Origin of the sequence: Enterococcus sp. DIV0421 (genome assembly GCF_051713745.1) — a bacterium.
Lineage (GTDB): Bacteria > Bacillota > Bacilli > Lactobacillales > Enterococcaceae > Enterococcus_D > Enterococcus_D casseliflavus.
This window is the reverse complement of the sequence record NZ_JBIOQM010000001.1, coordinates 2015458-2032468: the sequence shown is the minus strand read 5'-3', so window position 1 is coordinate 2032468 and position 17011 is coordinate 2015458. Positions and strand designations below refer to the sequence as shown.

Sequence of the window (17011 nt, the reverse complement as noted above, 5' to 3'; positions counted from 1 at the left end):
GTACCACTTTTTGCTAAAAAAGCCTAATCAATGACTAGGCTTCAAACTCGATCATATACGGATGCAAGGCGGTGTTATAGATCCCTTCTGTATATTCTACCACTTCTCCTTGTAGATCATACGAATAACGGGTTCGTTTCAAGGCAGCGACCTCTGGCGTGATCATAAACTTCTGTTGCTCTTCGGTCAAGGTCGTTGCCACGAACGCATCTTGAAAGCGATCGATGATCATTCGATGTTCATCCAATAGGCGATACAATGATTTTTCTTCAAAGACCTCGATGGAGGTACCCTTTAGCTGCTTTGGCAAATGGTACTCATAGTAAATAAAGGGTTGGTGGTCAAAATAATACATGCGACGTAAACGCATGACTTCTTTGCCCATCAAAGAATACGCGGGGTGCTCAGGCGCAAGTTCGACTAATTCATAGCTGAGGTTTTTCTTCGTGTATTCCTTGCCAGTCTTTTCAAGCAATTGGCTAAACGTCGTGCCTTTTGACAGCTTGTTATAAGGGCGATTGCTTAAAACCGTCGTCCCACGTCCGCTGCGTTTTTCCACATACTCATCTGCCGCTAACAATTCGATGGCTTTGCGGACAGTGATCTTGCTGACATTGAAGGTGGCTTCCAATTCTGTTTCCGTCGGTAAAAATGAACCAATCGGGTAGCGACCCGACATGATGTCTTCTTTGAGCTTATCGGCAACATCACGGTAAAGAATGTGTTTGCGTTTCATTGCTATCTCGCCTTTCTCTCATTGGATTGGTCTTTTTCTCCTTATTCATCAAAGGTAGGAATGTCTTCTGGTTGCGGCTCGATCAAGACTTTCCGCGGCTTGCTGCCTTCAGAAGGGCCAACGACACCTTGATCTTCTAATTCATCCACTAACCGAGCCGCTCGGTTATAGCCGATGCGAAAACGTCGCTGCAAGAGAGAAACGCTGGCGGTCTGCATTTCCACCACAAGGGCTTTGGCATCTTCGAATAGCTCATCTTGCGGTTGTCCGCTGCTGCCGGTACTCGTTTCTTCCTCAGTGACCATCATTTTTTCTTCATAATTGGCTTCTTGCTGATCGGTCACGAATTCAACCACTCGTTCGACTTCTTGGTCGGAGATAAAGGCCCCTTGGACCCGAATCGGTTTGTTCTCACCCATCGGCAGATACAGCATGTCGCCGCGTCCCAGCAGTTTTTCGGCTCCGTTCCCATCAATGATGGTCCGCGAATCGACACCGCTGGAAACCGCAAAGGCCATCCGTGATGGAACATTGGCTTTGATGATCCCTGTAATGACATCCACACTTGGTCGTTGCGTTGCTAGTATCATATGGATACCTGCTGCCCGTGCCATTTGCGCCAAACGAATGATGGCATCTTCGACTTCGTTGCTGGCAACCATCATCAAGTCGGCTAACTCATCGACGATCACTACAATGAATGGCAAGATCGGACGATTTTCGCCGTCTTCTAAATTCTTATTGATCACTAAATCGTTGTAGCCAGTAATGTTTCGGACCCCAGTTGCCGCAAATTTTTCGTAGCGCTCTTCCATTTCCTTGACCACTTTTTGCAACGCTTGCGCCGCTTTGCGGGGATTTGTCACGACAGGTGTCAAGAGATGGGGAATCCCATTATAAACATTTAATTCAACCATTTTCGGGTCGATCATCATCAGTTTGACTTCATGGGGTTTTGCCCGCATCAAAATACTGGTGATGATGCCGTTGATGGCTACGGACTTCCCGCTCCCGGTCGATCCGGCAATCAAGAGATGGGGCATTTTCGTTAAGTCTGCCGTTTGGACACGGCCAGAAATATCGCGTCCTAAAGGTACTTCTAATAGTTTATCTGGATGATCCGGTTGGGCTTCGATCACTTCTCGGAATGAAACCATGCTGACTGCACTGTTTGGAACTTCGATCCCAATCAATGATTTCCCTGGGATCGGCGCTTCCATCCGCACATCTTTGGCAGCTAAAGCCAAGGCGATATCGTCGGTCAACCCGACGATTTTGCTGACTTTGACCCCTACTGCTGGTTGAACTTCGAATTTGGTTACTGCTGGTCCTAAGCTGGCTTTGACGACTTTTGCGTCAACACCGAAGCTTTGGAAGGTAGTTTCTAAGACACCGATATTTTGTTCGATCTTTTTGTACTCGCTGCTTTGATCCGTTGAAGGGATCGAATCGAGTAATTGCGCTGAAGGCAATTCATAATCACGATTTTCAGCTTCTTCCGAAATCTCAAATTCCAATACTTCACCATCATCATCAAGGATCTCCCCGTCTTCATTGACCTTTTTGCTTGGTCCTGGTTTGTTTCCTGCTGGATGTGGTGCTTGAGCGGCTTCTGGTCCCGCCGCTTGCGGCAATTCCTGGAAGTGGTCGATGGGTACAAAGCTCAACTGCTCTGGTTCAAAATCATCTGGCGCTTGCATCTGCTGTTCTTTTGCTGATTTTTCGTCTTCTGTCATTGGTCGCACTTGATTCTTTTCTTTGATCTCCGCCATGACTGCTGCTCGTTCGGCTTCTTTTTTGGCTTCTTTCGCCGCTTGTTTCTCTGCTGCTCGTTCCGCTTTGCGGGCTTCTCGTTCGGCTTGCTTTTCTGGAGAGCCTTCTAACAACCGCTGCAGCTTGTCACCAGCTACTTGCAGGTGCTCCACTAACTCGTGGCTGCTCATTTGGCTGAACAAGAACGCCCCGATCAGCATGAGTAAAACAGCGATGATGTAGCTGCCGATCTGGGAAACAAGAAAATAGGTCGCCCCATAAAGCATGGCGCCAATCATTCCGCCCCCGACATTTTGGGTCACTTGGCTGCGCCGGATATCGCCTAACAGCGTCATCCACGTCGTTTGAAAGATATTGGCTTGTTCTCCCACCACATTACTAAAGATTTGCGCATGGAGGATGATCAGTAAACCAAAATACACCAATACACAGCCGATCACTCGCCGAATACTCTTAAAGCGAGCATCGGTCGTTTTGATCGCTAACCAGACACCATAAGCGGCTAGGGCAACACTCAAAAATTGGTACGTGTTTCCGCCAACGATCCGAAACCCGTTGGCAATCAAGGTTCCTAAAAAACCTAAATGGAAAAAGCCAAATATCGAAAACAAGACAAAGAGCAGGCCGACGCCGACCAGCATTAATTTCTCTTGCTGTTTTTGTTGTTTTTTTGTTTTGCGTTTCTTTGCGCGTTTTTTTTGCGCCATTTCTATCCCTCTTTTCATCTTTCCCTATTATAACGAAAAAAGAAGGCGAACAAAAGTTTTCCTGTGAGAAATTTTGGTTAGCTGTTGGAATTTAAGCGAAAATTTCTTAAATGATGAAAAAAACACCAGCTGCTAAGCAGCCAGTGTATCTTGTTGACTTGTTTTAGTTTGGTGTGACGTCTTCGCCAAACCACTTCTCAGAGATTTCAGCAAAGGTGCCATTGTCTTGCAATTCTTTCAAGCCATCATTGATTTTATCTGCCATGGCTTGATCGTCTTTACGCACACCTACAGCAAAATCTTCTGCTTCAAAGGGGCTTTCGATTTCGTTGAAGTCATCGGTTTTGCCTGTTTGAGTCAAATAATATTCTGCGTAGACGCGGTCGATCAAAAGACCGTCGATCCGACCGTTTTCTAGATCGATAAAGGCTTCATTAAAGCTGGCATACAAGGTTGCGTCATTGCCGTCTACGAGATCCTTCAGAACTTTCGGTTGGTTGTTGAAGGTCTCATAACCAGAAGAACCTTCTTGGGCACCTAAGACTTTGCCCTCCATATCATCAAAGCTAGTAATGCCGCTTGCTTTTGCTGTGACCAAGACTTGTTTGTTTTCCATATAAGTATCTGTAAACAATACTTTTTCTTCACGAGCTGCGGTTTTGGTATACCCGTTCCAGATCATATCGATGGTCCCATTGCTTAATTCGGTTTCTTTCATGGACCAATCGATTGGTTGAAATTTGACTTTGGTTCCTGTTAGATTCAAAATCGCTGTGGCTAAATCCACATCAAACCCAACGATGTTGCCTTGGTCGTCTTTAAAGCCCATCGGTACGAAGGTATCGTCTAGGCCGACGATCACTTCTTCTTTGTCAGCGGCACTGGTTGTGGTGTCATTGCTGCTGCCACACGCCCCTAATAAAAATACACTTGCTGCTGCGATTCCCGTTAATAGTAATTTTTTCATTTTGTTCTCCCCCTTATTCTCCTGCTACTTTTAATAATTGATCGCCGATATTTTCGGCAAAAACCAAATCATGGGTCACCACGATCTGGGTCACTCCTTCTTTTTTCAGATCCAAGATCAGCTGTTCGACTTGCTGTCTCAAGCCTGGATCTAAGGCGCTGGTAGGCTCGTCATAGGCCAACACTTTGGGATTCATCGCCATCGCTCGTGCGATAGCCACCCGTTGCCGCTGCCCCCCAGACAATTGGAAGGGGTATTGGGCTAATAGGTCACTTAACCCTAGTTTTTCTGCCAACTGTTCGGCTTTTGCTGTATACGCGGCTTTGTCTTGTTTTAGCACCATTTTTGGTGCCAAAGTGATGTTTTCAAAAACCGACAAGTGGGGAAACAATTGGAAGTCTTGGAAGACGACACCGACGACTTGTTCTTGTTCTTTTGTGTCGGTGGGATCAAAGGCTTTGCCATCCAGTAAAAAGCTTCCAGAATCGATCGTTTCTAACCCAGCCAGTGTCCGAAGCAAGGTGGTTTTCCCACCACCGGAAGGACCGACCACCGCTAAGATACTGCCGTCTTCGATCGTCAAGTCTAGCTGATCGATGACTTTTTTGGCGCCAAATGATTTTGATACTTGTTTTAGTTCTAACATACGTGGTTCCTCCTAACGGTAATAGTCCAGTTTGGTCTCGATTTGTTTTAACAATAACGTAAAGACGCCTGTCATCACCAAGTAGATCAAGCCGACCCCAACTAACGGAAGCAAGGTACTGTCTCGCTCCATGGCGATTTTTCCGATTCGCATCACGTCTGACAATCCTAAGATGTAGACGAGGGATGTGTCTTTGACAAGATTGATGACTTCATTGCCGACAGATGGCAGGGTGATCTTGACGACTTGTGGGATGATGATTTTTTGGATCGTTTGGATCGGGGACAAACGCAAGACTTTCGCGGCTTCGTATTGTCCTGCTGGAATCGATTGGATCCCTCCACGGAAAATCTCGGCAAAATAAGCAGCGTAATTGATAATAAAGGCGATCATGGCTGCTTCAAAGCGGTCAAAGACGATCCCTAAGATCGGCAGACCGTAGAATACGAAGATCAGCTGTAGCAATAAAGGCGTTCCTCGCATCAACCATACGTAGACTTGCACGATCAATTTCAAAATACGCAGGCGACTGGCTAAAACAAAGGCCAACAAGATGCCTAAGGGAATGGACCCGATTAAGGTCAGTGCGAACAATTTAACGGTGATTCCAGTTCCTGAAATCAGTTGGGGCATAACATTGACTAAATACTCAAACATGGTGACTTCCTCCTTGATAGGTTTCAATTTCGATTAGCAGCGATACAGCTTCGCGACGGTTGGCTCCGACGCTTATGTGACGCTGGGCGTTGGCTGGTGAGGGGCAACTGGCAAGTTTCATTTTTCTAAAAAAGAAAAACAAAAAAAGCGCACACTGGCATTTGCCAGAGGACGCTTGATACGTGGTTCCACCTCAATTTGCCTTTCCTTCACAGGAAAAGGCCTCGTGCAGTCCTTGTGATCCTTCCACTTTCGGTTTTCGGTGAGATGCAAAAAAAGAGAAAAAAACGTCCCCTAGCCATTACAGCTAAAGGACGTTATCAACGCGGTTCCACCTTTGTTTATCAGTGCTTCACAGCAACTGAACTCAGAAAGTCATCAATCAATGACTGCTGCTGTAACGGGCAAACCCGGTCTCTCCTACTTTTCTTTCGGAAAAACGACTCCAAGATGTGTTTCACAACCATGCGTTATCTCTTTGCACCAACCAGAGACTCTCTTCAAACAGCAAGCCTTGCTACTCTTCTTTTCGATGTCTGTTTCATTAAGTTGTGTCTTACTTTACTCGCTCTTAAAGAAAATGTCAAACATTTTTTCTGAAATTTTCGAAACTTTGTCGCATGCACCGGTTTCGAGGGGAAGATTCAGGGAAAAGAAGACGCAGCTGCTTAACCGAAGTACGCTTCAGCTAAGGCTTGTCCTTGCTTGATTTTTGCCCATTGCTGTTCAGTCGAAAGCTCATTGCCGCAGTCACAAGAGGCAAAGCCGCATTGATGAGAAAGATAAAGCCGCTCCTTAGGAATGATTTGGCTGGCTTTGTCTAATAAAGCGATCACTCGCTCTTCATCGTCTAATGTGGCGGTTTTGCTGGATAATAAGCCTAAGACAACTTCCACTTCTGGACGATCTTTCAGCGCTTCTAAAGCCGAGATATCACCAGCACGGTCATCGTCCCACTCTAGGAAAAAGCGGTCATAATGCTGATCACGCAAGAATTTTTCGGCGATCGCTTTGTAGGTACCGCTGGCTGCCGCGCAGCTTTGGTAATTGCCGCGACAATTGTGGGTCCAGACTTTTAATCCTAATTCGTGGGCGTAGTCAGCGACTTCGTTGTTGATCGCCACGAATTCATCGGCTAACGCTTCTAAGCCGTCATTGCCTTGGGTGAAGAAGCTCTTGTCATTGTCTTCGGCAAATAATTCCCATAAACAATCATCGAACTGAACGATTTCACCACCTGCTTCTCGGTATTCCTGCAAGAATTCCTTGTAGGCGTTAAGCAGCCCTTCCCGCAAGGCTTCTTTCGTTGGATACACCTGACCTTCACCAACGAGGTCGTTAAAGACAGTCAGCTCGGTAAAGGCGTGGGCAGCCCCCCAGACGGTGATTTTGACTGGCAGGTCGCCAGCTTGGCGTTTGGTTTCTTTAAACAACGTCAAGTAATGATGGTTTTTGCCAGATAATGGTTCTGTGATTCGGATGCCGATGTCTTTACGTGTCTCAAAATGTCCACCGTCCAAATCTTCAAAGGCATACCCATGATCGGAGATATAGCGCTCAACGCCTTTTAATCCCCAGAGAAAATCCAGGTGCCACATTGAGCGGCCGTGTTCGCCGTCTGTGATGACTGTGATGCCGTGTTCTTTTTGCGCTGCAATGATGTCAGCGATCGCTTTTGCTTCCGTTTCTTGGTAGCCAGGAAACGCATCATAAAACGGGTAGCGGATGTCCTCCCGATGCTCGATTTGATTTTTGTAGTCCAATAAATCTTGTGGTCGTAACAATGACCCCACAAGCTGAAATTTGTCTGTTGCCATATCCATTCCTCCTATACAAAGTTTTCAAAATTGTTAGATTTATTCTAGCAAACATCTTATACTATAGATAATACTTATAAACTTATATATTCCATAGGCAATACCTATAACATAAAAAGGAGGTTGTATCCCATGCGTATCCAGCAGCTTGAATATTTGGAAAAAATCGTAGAAACTGGCTCTTTCAATGAAGCCGCCAAACAGCTTTTCATCAGTCAGCCCTCCCTCTCTCAAGCCATGAAAGAGTTGGAAAAAGAGTATGATCTGCAGCTGTTTTACCGCAGTAAATTAGGGGTGACCTTGACCGATGATGGCCGTTCCTTTCTCAACTATGCTCGAAATGTTTTAGACCAAGTCAATCTCTTGGACGAACGCTTTCGCAAAGACAGCCATCGCAAGCATGTTTTCAGTGTTTCCGCACAACACTATGCCTTCGTCGTCCACGCCTTCGTGGAGCTGGTCAAACAGTTAGGGGAAGATGAATTTCAATTCACCTTGCGGGAGACCCAGACACAAAATGTACTGGATGATATCCAGACGTTTAAGAGCGAATTAGGGGTCATTTATCTGAATGATTTCAACACAACGGTCTTGACCCGTTTGATCCACGAAAAAGACCTGCAATTCATTCCTTTATTTGAAGCCAAACCCCACGTCTTCATCGGCCGAGAAAATCCCCTGACTCAGAAAAAAAGCATCACATTAGCTGATTTGGAACCATATACCTATTTGTCGTACGAACAAGGGGAAACCAATTCCTTCTACTTTTCTGAAGAGATCTTAAGCACTTTACAGCGCAAAAAACACATCCGCATCAGCGATCGTGCCACGATCTTCAATTTGATGGTGGGTCTCAACGGCTATACCATCAGCTCTGGGATCATCAGCAGTGAGCTGAATGATGAAAAAATCGTTGCGATCCCTTTGGAAGTCGATGATGCGATGACACTAGGTTACCTAAAACACAAGAAAATGGAACTGAGTGAGATGGCTTTGGACTATCTCGCCTTGTTGAAACAGCATATCAAAAATTACGGTTTCGACGTCTTTTAAAAAAACGATCCGCAGACAGTCGGTCGGGCTTCCTTAGTAAGGTGTCCCGACCCTGTTGCGGATCGTTTTGTTTCTTTTGTGCTTTTTTTGTTCTTAACCTGTCTTACGTTGGCGTTGTGGAGAATAAATCAACGCAATGGTTTCCATTCCCACTCTTCGACTTCAGCGATATCATAGCCGTTTGCTCGAATAAAGTCATGGTGATACGCAACGGTGTTTGCCATTTTTTTGGCAAAGTCCGCTGCTTTTTCTCCATAGACCCATTCGGCGGCGTCTTTGGCTAAGTGGAAGCGATCCAATTCAGAAAGGATCCGCATATCAAACGGTGTCGTGATGTCGCCATTTTCTCGGTACCCATGAATATGAAGCTGTTGGTTGCGACGGCCAAAGAAGATATCGCGAATCAGTCCTTCATACCCGTGGAAAGCAAACACGATCGGTTTGTCTTTCGTAAAGTAGGCTTCGAATGCTTCATCGCTTAACCCACGAGGATCGACTTCTGGACGACGCAATTTCAATAGATCGACCACATTGATGAAGCGGACTTTCAACTCTGGGAAGGCTTCAATCAGCAAGGAAACAGCGGCTAAAGCTTCCAAATTCGGTTCCGTCCCAGCAGCTGCGATCACAATATCGGGTTCTTGTCCTTCATCTGTCGATGCCCAGTCGATGACTTTCAAGCCATCTTTGACAAGCACTTTCGCTTCATCCGCCGAATAAAACTGCGGACGTGGGTGTTTTGAAGAGACCACTAGATTGATCTTTTCTTCAGAAGCGAGTGTTTCTGCCATGACAGCCATCAAGCTATTGGCGTCGGCTGGCAAGTAGACCCGCACAAAGTCGGCTTTTTTCTCTGCAATATGGGTCATGATCCCTGGATCTTGGTGGGTGTACCCATTATGGTCTTGTTGGAAGACCGTTGATGAAGCAATCAAATTCAATGAGGGGTACGGGTTGCGCCAGTCAAGATCATGGGCTTTTCGTAACCATTTGAAGTGTTGCGTGATCATAGAATCAACGACTCTTAAGAATGACTCGTAGCTGGCAAAGAAGCCATGACGACCCGTCAGCACATAGCCTTCCAAGAAGCCTTCTGCTTGATGTTCTGATAATTGTGAATCAATCACACGGCCCACTGAAGACAGCCATTCATCATAATCAGGATGTTTTGGCTCCAACCATTGGCGGTCCGTGACTTCAAACACATGGTTCAAACGATTGGATTTGGCTTCATCTGGGCCAAAGATGCGGAAGTTGTCGGGATTTTCTTTGATGATGTCACGGGCAAATTTCCCAAAGACCATCATGTCTTGGGCAGTCGTTTCCCCTGGTGTCTCAATCGCAATGGCATGTGCTTGCCAATCTGGCAAGCGTAGCGGTTGCGGATCGATCCCCCCATTGGTGATTGGGTTGACCGCCATCCGCTGCTCTCCTTTTGGTGCCAATTCTTGAATCTCAGCTTTGATGCGGCCGTTTTCGTCAAAAAGCTCTTCTGGACGATATGACTGCAGCCAATCCGTCAAAGCATCCACGTGTTCCATATGTTTCGCATTGACAGGGATCGGCACTTGGTGAGCACGGAAGCCCCCTTCAATCGGCTCGCCATCCCAGACTTTCGGTCCAGTCCACCCTTTCGGTGTGCGAACGATCAAAACAGGCCAATGAGGCATAGCGGCTTCTTCCGCAGAACCTTTGCGGGCTTCTGCTTGGATCGCGTGGATCTGTTCGATGGCTTGATCCATTTTCTGTGCCAATTGCGGATGAACGGCTTCTGGATCGTCCCCTTCTACGAAATAAGGGGTCCAACCCATGCCTTCAAAATATTTCGTGAGATCTTGGTCACTTTTACGAGCCAAGATCGTTGGATTGGCAATTTTGGCGCCATTTAAATGCAAGATAGGCAAAATTGCGCCATCATTGACTGGATTGATAAAGGTATTTGAAAACCAGCTGCCCGCTAATGGTCCAGTTTCGGCTTCGCCATCACCGACCACTACTGCTGCAATGACATCGGGATTGTCTAAAATAGCTCCAGTAGCGTGGGCGATGGAATAGCCTAGCTCGCCGCCTTCATGGATCGAACCTGGCGTTTCAGGTGCTGCATGAGAAGCGATCCCACCTGGGAAAGAGAAGGTTTTGAATAGATGTTTCATCCCTGCTTCGTCTTGGGTGGCTTTTGGATAGATCTCGCTGTAGCTGCCGTCTAAATAAGCATTCGCAACCATGACTTGTCCGCCATGGCCTGGTCCTTCGATATAAAACATGTTTAAGTCGTACTTATTGATGACGCGATTGAGATGGGTGTAAATAAAATTTTGCCCTGCGATCGTTCCCCAGTGACCAATCGGATTCACTTTCAAATCTTTTTCTTCGATGGGGCGGCGCAATAAGGGATTATCTTTCAAATAAATCTGACCAACGGAAAGGTAGTTGGCTGCTCGCCACCAAGCGTTCATTTTCTGGTAATACTCTGGTGTATCGTAGGTTGTCTTCATTGTGCTCCTCCTTTTAGTCCATTGTTCCACTCTTACATAAAAGTCTATGCCCCCTATATTTAAAAGTCAATTTTGCTGATTGCTGGTGCTTTCAGGGGTCTGCTTATCCGCACTTTGCAGCTAGAAGGCAAGAAAGCTTAAGAAAAACGCAAAGAAACCGCCGACCATCGCCAACGGTTTCTTTTGTGATTGGGTATTTATTTGATCGTTACGTATTCTAATCCCACAAGCTTCGCCCATGTTTCGATCTGATCAGAATTTAGGACAAGTGAGACAACGGTGTGATGGCCACCGCCTGTTTCGATCCACTGTTTGACCCCATCGTGGAAGTTTGGTTTTGGTGTCCACATTACTCGTGCAACCGGTAGTTTTGGTGCTTCTTCAGTTGGCTCAAAGGCATCGACTTCATTGATCAATAATTTGTAGTGGGTGCCAAAGTCTGCCATCGAAACCACGACACCTTCGCCGCCTTGGCCGTCAAAGACGAGTCGGGCTGGGTCTTCACGATCCCCCATCGACAATGGCGAAACCACGATTTTTGGTTTGTTGGCTGCTAATACTGGATCGACTTCCATCATGTGGGATTGCAAGATGGCTTCTTTTCCTGGTGTCAGCTCATAGGTATAGTCTTCCATAAAGCCAGTCGCTTTATTGTGGGCCATGATTTTCATCAAGCGGTCAATAGCGGCGGTTTTCCAGTCCCCTTCACCAGCAAATCCATAGCCTTCTGCCATCAAACGTTGTACAGCTAAACCAGGCAACTGCTGCATACCATATAGGTCTTCAAAGTTCGTGGTAAATGCCGTATAGCCGCCTGCTTCAAGGAAGCGGCGCAGACCGATTTCTTGTTTGGCTTGGGCTTTGACATGACGTGCCCATTCTTCTTTGTCGTAATCGCCATAATCGAAATCATACAGCTGGCTGTATTCTTTAAAGAGTGCATCGACTTCTTCGTCAGTCACCGCATCGACGACTTGAACCAAATCGCCGATCCCAAAATAATCAACGGTCCAGCCAAATTGGATCTGTGCTTCGACTTTATCGCCTTCGGTCACCCCAACGTTACGCATGTTGTCGCCAAAACGAGCGACTTTGATTTGGAAGCTTTCATTGTAGCCGACTGCCACGTCCATCCAAGCAGCGATTTCTTTTTGGATGGCTTCATTTTTCCAATAGCCGACAACGATTTTGTTTTGCTTTTTCAAACGGGCATTGATAAATCCATATTCTCGGTCACCATGAGCCGCTTGGTTCAAGTTCATGAAGTCCATATCGATGGTTTCCCATGGAATTTGTTCATTGTATTGAGTGGCAAGGTGCAGCAATGGTTTTTGTAATAATTTCGTGCCGCGAATCCACATTTTTGCTGGTGAGAAGGTATGCATCCAGGTGATCACCCCAGCGACTTCATCCCGATAGTTGACTTCTTTCATGATTTTCGTAATCGTATCGGCAGTAACAGCGAGCTCTTGTAAAACGACTGGATAAGGCAGCTTTGAGCTGTCATTTAAGCTTTTGACCATTTCTTCTGCATGGTCCCGTACTTCTTGTAATGCTTCTTCTCCGTATAAGTGCTGTGATCCTACGACGAACCAAAATTCTTTTTTCCCGATTTCTAACATTCTACTTGCTCCTTTTTCGTTATTTTTGCCCGTAATAGGCATTTTCTCCATGTTTGCGTAAATAATGCTTGTCTAAGACCCGCTGCGGCAATTCGGGTGCGTAACTGTTCAGCTGGCGCGTGATAAAATTCATCTTAGCAACTTCTTCTAAGACCACTGCGTTCATCACCGCCGCATCCGCCGTTTTGCCCCAGGTAAACGGTCCATGACCGTGAAGCAAGACACCAGGAATTTCTTCTGGCGTGATGCCGCGTTCCTTAAAGGTTTCGACGATCACCTGTCCTGTTTGTGCTTCATAGCCTTCATCGATCTCGGCTTGCGTCAAAAAGCGCACACAGGGGACTGCTCCATAAAACGTATCGGCATGGGTTGTGCCCATCGCTGGCAAATCGAGTCCTGCCTGAGCCCAGCTCGTCGCCCAAGTAGAATGGGTATGGACGATTCCACCAATTTCTGGAAATGCTTTGTATAAAACGGCATGCGTCGGCGTGTCGGAGGAAGGATTTTTTGCTCCTTCCACTACGTTGCCCTCAAAATCACAAACCACCATATCACTGGCTTGCATGGTTTCATAGTCAACACCGCTAGGTTTGATGACAAACAACTGCTGTTGGCGATCCACTGCTGACACATTGCCCCAGGTGTATTTGATCAATCCTTGCTTCGGCAATGCCAAATTGGCCTGAAAGACTTCTTCTTTTAATCCTTCTAACACAAAATTCCCTTCTTTCTTTTTAAATCAACGCATCGATTGCCGCTTGCTCGATCGGCAACCCTGCTTGGTAACGTTGGGTAAAGACGGTGAACCCCTGAATGTCGGCGTCCGTTGGGGCTAACGTCACGCCGTGGTCATTTTTAAACACTTGATCTGCTAAAAATGCGGCCAAGGATTGTTCTGGCTTGTGGCGGCGAAGGTATGCTGCTAAAAGGGCGATCCCCCAGGCGCCGCCTTCACCAGCCGTTTCCATGACCGTAACTGGGGCTTCCATGACAGCTGCCAAGACACGCTGGGCAACTTCTGGCGTCTTGAAGATCCCCCCGTGGCCAACGATTCGATCAATGGCGACGTCTTCGGCTTCCAGAATCTTCATCCCGATCTTCATCGCACCAAAGGCACTAAACAGATGTAAGCGCATGAAATTTGCTAAAGTAAAAGAACTCTCTGGCGATCGGACGAAAAGCGGTCGTCCTTCAGGGATCTTGGTGATATTTTCACCAGAATAATAGCCATAAGAGAGCATCCCACCACAGTCTGAATCCCCTTTCAATGCTTCGTTGAACAAGGTCGCAAACAATTCTTCCGTGGAGAGTTTCATTCCAGCTGCGTCGGCAAATTCGCGGAAAAGTTTGACCCAGGCATTGATCTCCGAGGTACAGTTATTCGTATGGACCATCCCCACCAAATCACCAGAAGGCGTCGTGACCAAATCGATCTCTGGATACACTTGCGTTAAGGGTTCTTCTAAAACGATCATGGCAAAAGCCGACGTCCCGGCTGAAACATTCCCGCTTCGCTGAGCCACACTATTCGTGGCAACCATGCCAGTACCCGCATCGCCTTCTGGCGGACATAACGGGATGCCGGCTTGCAAGGTACCGGTTGGGTCGAGTTTTCTTGCGCCTTCTACCGTCAATGTGCCGGCTGGTTCGCCTGCTGTCAACACTTGTGGCAAAAGGTCTTTGATCTGCCAAGGATACCCCAGACTGCTGATTTGTGCATCAAATTGCTGCAGCATATTCGCATCATAGTTTTTTGTCGTACTGTCGATTGGGAACATCCCTGATGCATCGCCGATTCCGATAACTTTTTCCCCTGTCAGCTGCCAATGGACATAGCCGGCTAAGGTAGTGAAAAAAGCAACCTCTGGGACGTGGGCTTCTTGATTCAAAATCGCTTGATACAAATGCGCGATACTCCAACGCTGCGGAATGTTGTATTGGAACAATGCCGTCAAGGCTTTTTCTGCTTCTTCCGTGATCGCATTGCGCCATGTCCGAAAAGGTACCAACAGCGTGCCTTGTTGATCAAAAGCCATATAGCCGTGCATCATTGCAGAAAAACCGATACTGCCGATCGTCGTCAAAGGTACCTCGAATTGCTGTTGGATGTTGTGCGCCAACTCTTGGTAGCTGGCTTGCAGTCCTTGCCAAATCGCCTCTAGTGAGTAGGTCCAAATCCCTTGTTCCAATTGATTTTCCCATTCAAAGCTACCTGAAGCGATCGTCTGAAACTGCTCATCGATCAAGACAGCTTTGATCCGTGTCGAGCCTAGCTCGATCCCAAGAGACGTGCGCCCGTCAATAATTGCTTGCCTTACTTGTTGCGTCATCTTCTTATTCTCCTTTTTGGTTATTGACTGAACCGCGAACGATCAGCTCCGGTTCAAAATAAAAGCGTTGCGCTTCTGTTGCCTTACCTGTAGTGATCCATTGTGCCGCCAATTCCCCCATCGCTTCTTTCGGGTGAGTCAGTGTGGTGATCGTCGGTGTGGACAAGGTGCTAAGGGGCGAGTCATCGTTACCCACGATCGAAAAATCAGTAGGAACGTTCTTCCCAGCAGCCGTCAATGCTTGAATCAAGCGATGCGCGATCTCATCGTTGTAACAAACGATGCCTGTGACTTGATTATCGGCAGCCGTCAAGCGCTGGATCGCTTGTTCAATAACGGCTTCTTTCGTCTCGGTCGTATACGTCAAGACGTCTTCTGCTGCAAACGTCCGCTTGGCTTGGGTCAATGCTTTGACAAACCCTTTCATCCGATATTTCCCTTGTAAGTCATCGATTTTCGTGATCATCATCAACTGCTGATGCTGTTGTTCTAATAAATAATTGGTTGCTAAAAAACCAGAACGTGTATCGTTGACACAAATATGCGGCAAGTCTAGTTCTTCGTAATAGGCATTGATCATGACGAGAGGAATCCCAGCTTCTTGGAGGGCGACATAATAGGCAAGATTCGGGTTGTACTGGCTGCTCTTCGTTGGCTCAACGATCAACCCGTCTACCCCTTGATCCATCATTTGCTGCAAGCACGCTCTTTCTTGCTCATGGTCATTGTTGGTTGATCCTAGAAGCAGTGAATAGCCTTGCTCCCGCAATGTCTGCTCCACGCCGCGCATGATCGAAGGGAAAATATAATCAGACAAATAGGTCATGATGATCCCAATCGTTTTGCGGTTTTTATGATTGACAGTCTCAGGTTTTGAAACGTAGGTGCCTGAGCCCCGTTCTTTTCTTAAATAGCCTTCATTGACCAAAACAGCGATCGCTTGGCGCACCGTGTGACGGCTATAATGAAATTCTTCCTGTAAGGTTGCTTCTGAAGGGATCGCATCGCCTTCTTGATAGGTGCCTAAGCGGATCTTTTCTCTTAAGATATCCGCAAGTTGTTCGTACTTATTCGCCATTTTAATCCCATCTTTCAAAAGTTGTCCGTACATCTAAGATACCAAGAAACCGCTTCCGTGTCAATTGCTGCTATGGCTTTTTTTCTAAAAAAACCTAACGAAAAGAAGGTAAATGATATATTCCCCTTATTTTCATCAGAATAAAACGAATCAAAACACTATTTGTTGTATAATTGAATAAAATGTTGCTTATTACGTTTAAGGAGGTAAGTATTTTGACGAGAACACCTAATGAAACCTACGAGGAACCCATTATTTTGTATTCAAAAAAATATCGAGAAAATCGCAGACATGATGCCAGCTGTCGTTGGCTCATTACGAAAAAAGGCGTCTGGATAAACAACACCCATCCAAAAATCCCAGATGAAAAAATCCCCATGGCAAAAATTGCCGATGTGGAATTACATATAGGCAAAGGTCTCTTAGTGGACTACCTCCGACTGCAGGTACCAGGTAATTCTCAATTGCTCTATTTCACCAATCGAATCGATGCCCAAAAAGCCTATGAATTTTTAACAGATCATTTGACAGCACTTGGTGGGCAATCAGCCAAAAGTTACGTGGATGAAGAGGCTGGAAAAATCAAATTACTTTCCTATCATTATCGTGATGCTTGGGTCATTTCAGAAGATACCCTCACAATCATCGATTATAAGAAGAAAGCGAAACAGGTTCTGCAGATTCCCCAAATCACCAGTGTCAATTTGAAAGAAGTTGCTGAATCAGGTCTTTGGAAAGGCAATGGCTTTTTAGAATTGTATATTGGCGGCGGAGCGATCAGAGAAACCCATTCCTTCAGACGAATGGAACCGAATCACTCCCTTTGCTTTGCCGAAAAAGACCTGGTGATTGCTCGGATCATACAGCGCTACCTCACCAACTTCCCTCGGGAGCGGTCGGTCCCGTTAACGAACCCATCGCCGCCGCCAGCTGCGAAGCCGACGGAAGCGCTCATTGCTGAACTACGCGAACTAAAAGTGTTGGTCGACGAAGGAATTTTGACTGAAGAAGAATTTGCATTCAAGAAAAAACAACTGTTGGGATTATAGAAGCAATCGCTTCGGAGAAAAAAGCCGCCCTCCTGCCATGAGAAGACAGAGCTTTCGGTGAAGGGCTGTGCTTTTTTCCTG

The 17011-nt window shown here is 46.5% G+C and carries 13 protein-coding genes and 1 other annotated feature; of the genes, 2 read left to right on the top strand and 11 right to left on the bottom strand.

The window, feature by feature from the left end:
* Window positions 1-34: 34 nt before the first annotated feature.
* From IGI96_RS09835 to IGI96_RS09810, 6 genes are all read right to left on the bottom strand, one after another.
* Window positions 35-736, bottom strand: coding sequence for a GntR family transcriptional regulator (locus tag IGI96_RS09835; protein ID WP_005232219.1), 702 nt, complete (start codon window positions 734-736; stop codon window positions 35-37).
* A gap of 41 nt (window positions 737-777) precedes the next feature.
* Window positions 778-3216, bottom strand: coding sequence for an FtsK/SpoIIIE family DNA translocase (locus IGI96_RS09830; protein WP_086339067.1), 2439 nt, complete (start codon window positions 3214-3216; stop codon window positions 778-780).
* Between the two features lie 163 nt (window positions 3217-3379).
* The gene (locus tag IGI96_RS09825; protein ID WP_438785081.1) at window positions 3380-4183 is read right to left on the bottom strand and encodes a transporter substrate-binding domain-containing protein; all 804 of its coding nucleotides are present in this window, start codon (window positions 4181-4183) and stop codon (window positions 3380-3382) included.
* A gap of 13 nt (window positions 4184-4196) precedes the next feature.
* On the bottom strand, window positions 4197-4829 hold the full coding sequence (locus IGI96_RS09820) for an amino acid ABC transporter ATP-binding protein (protein ID WP_005227272.1): 633 nt from the start codon (window positions 4827-4829) through the stop codon (window positions 4197-4199).
* Between the two features lie 12 nt (window positions 4830-4841).
* Window positions 4842-5486: an amino acid ABC transporter permease gene (locus IGI96_RS09815; RefSeq protein ID WP_086339065.1), complete on the bottom strand. Its 645-nt coding sequence runs from the start codon at window positions 5484-5486 to the stop codon at window positions 4842-4844.
* A 307-nt stretch (window positions 5487-5793) separates the two neighbouring features.
* Window positions 5794-6028: a binding site (T-box leader), on the bottom strand.
* A gap of 126 nt (window positions 6029-6154) precedes the next feature.
* A complete protein-coding gene (locus IGI96_RS09810; RefSeq protein ID WP_438785079.1) occupies window positions 6155-7309 on the bottom strand; it encodes a cobalamin-independent methionine synthase II family protein in 1155 nt (384 codons plus the stop codon).
* Between the two features lie 126 nt (window positions 7310-7435).
* On the opposite strand from IGI96_RS09810, the gene IGI96_RS09805 reads away from it, so the two are divergent.
* A complete protein-coding gene (locus IGI96_RS09805) occupies window positions 7436-8356 on the top strand; it encodes a LysR family transcriptional regulator (RefSeq protein ID WP_005227268.1) in 921 nt (306 codons plus the stop codon).
* Window positions 8357-8484: 128 nt separating this feature from the next.
* Here the strand turns inward: IGI96_RS09805 and IGI96_RS09800 are convergent, their stop codons facing one another.
* The 5 genes from IGI96_RS09800 to IGI96_RS09780 form a co-directional block, all read right to left on the bottom strand.
* On the bottom strand, window positions 8485-10851 hold the full coding sequence (locus IGI96_RS09800) for a phosphoketolase family protein (RefSeq protein ID WP_086339064.1): 2367 nt from the start codon (window positions 10849-10851) through the stop codon (window positions 8485-8487).
* 197 nt (window positions 10852-11048) lie between these two features.
* On the bottom strand, window positions 11049-12473 hold the full coding sequence (gene araA, locus IGI96_RS09795; RefSeq protein ID WP_086339063.1) for an L-arabinose isomerase: 1425 nt from the start codon (window positions 12471-12473) through the stop codon (window positions 11049-11051).
* Window positions 12474-12492: 19 nt separating this feature from the next.
* Window positions 12493-13188, bottom strand: a complete 696-nt coding sequence (locus IGI96_RS09790) for an L-ribulose-5-phosphate 4-epimerase (protein WP_438785078.1) — start codon at window positions 13186-13188, stop codon at window positions 12493-12495.
* A gap of 19 nt (window positions 13189-13207) precedes the next feature.
* Window positions 13208-14803: a xylulokinase gene (locus IGI96_RS09785; RefSeq protein ID WP_086339062.1), complete on the bottom strand. Its 1596-nt coding sequence runs from the start codon at window positions 14801-14803 to the stop codon at window positions 13208-13210.
* Window positions 14804-14807: 4 nt separating this feature from the next.
* Window positions 14808-15914, bottom strand: coding sequence for a GntR family transcriptional regulator (locus tag IGI96_RS09780; RefSeq protein WP_016609602.1), 1107 nt, complete (start codon window positions 15912-15914; stop codon window positions 14808-14810).
* Window positions 15915-16063: 149 nt separating this feature from the next.
* Here IGI96_RS09780 and IGI96_RS09775 point away from each other — a divergent pair, with 149 nt between their 5' ends.
* Complete coding sequence (locus IGI96_RS09775; RefSeq protein WP_016609601.1) at window positions 16064-16930, top strand: SHOCT domain-containing protein; 867 nt, start codon at window positions 16064-16066, stop codon at window positions 16928-16930.
* The last annotated feature ends 81 nt before the right edge of the window (window positions 16931-17011 follow it).

Bases quoted from the DNA above. Each gene is read 5' to 3' on its own strand.
- IGI96_RS09775 (WP_016609601.1), top strand. From the start codon at position 16,064: ATGTTGCTTATTACGTTTAAGGAGGTAAGTATTTTGACGAGAACACCT.
- IGI96_RS09820 (WP_005227272.1), bottom strand. From the start codon at position 4,829: ATGTTAGAACTAAAACAAGTATCAAAATCATTTGGCGCCAAAAAAGTC.
- araA (WP_086339063.1), bottom strand. From the start codon at position 12,473: ATGTTAGAAATCGGGAAAAAAGAATTTTGGTTCGTCGTAGGATCACAG.
- IGI96_RS09815 (WP_086339065.1), bottom strand. From the start codon at position 5,486: ATGTTTGAGTATTTAGTCAATGTTATGCCCCAACTGATTTCAGGAACT.
- IGI96_RS09785 (WP_086339062.1), bottom strand. From the start codon at position 14,803: ATGACGCAACAAGTAAGGCAAGCAATTATTGACGGGCGCACGTCTCTT.
- IGI96_RS09835 (WP_005232219.1), bottom strand. From the start codon at position 736: ATGAAACGCAAACACATTCTTTACCGTGATGTTGCCGATAAGCTCAAA.
- IGI96_RS09780 (WP_016609602.1), bottom strand. From the start codon at position 15,914: ATGTACGGACAACTTTTGAAAGATGGGATTAAAATGGCGAATAAGTAC.
- IGI96_RS09830 (WP_086339067.1), bottom strand. From the start codon at position 3,216: ATGGCGCAAAAAAAACGCGCAAAGAAACGCAAAACAAAAAAACAACAA.
- IGI96_RS09810 (WP_438785079.1), bottom strand. From the start codon at position 7,309: ATGGATATGGCAACAGACAAATTTCAGCTTGTGGGGTCATTGTTACGA.
- IGI96_RS09805 (WP_005227268.1), top strand. From the start codon at position 7,436: ATGCGTATCCAGCAGCTTGAATATTTGGAAAAAATCGTAGAAACTGGC.
- IGI96_RS09825 (WP_438785081.1), bottom strand. From the start codon at position 4,183: ATGAAAAAATTACTATTAACGGGAATCGCAGCAGCAAGTGTATTTTTA.
- IGI96_RS09800 (WP_086339064.1), bottom strand. From the start codon at position 10,851: ATGAAGACAACCTACGATACACCAGAGTATTACCAGAAAATGAACGCT.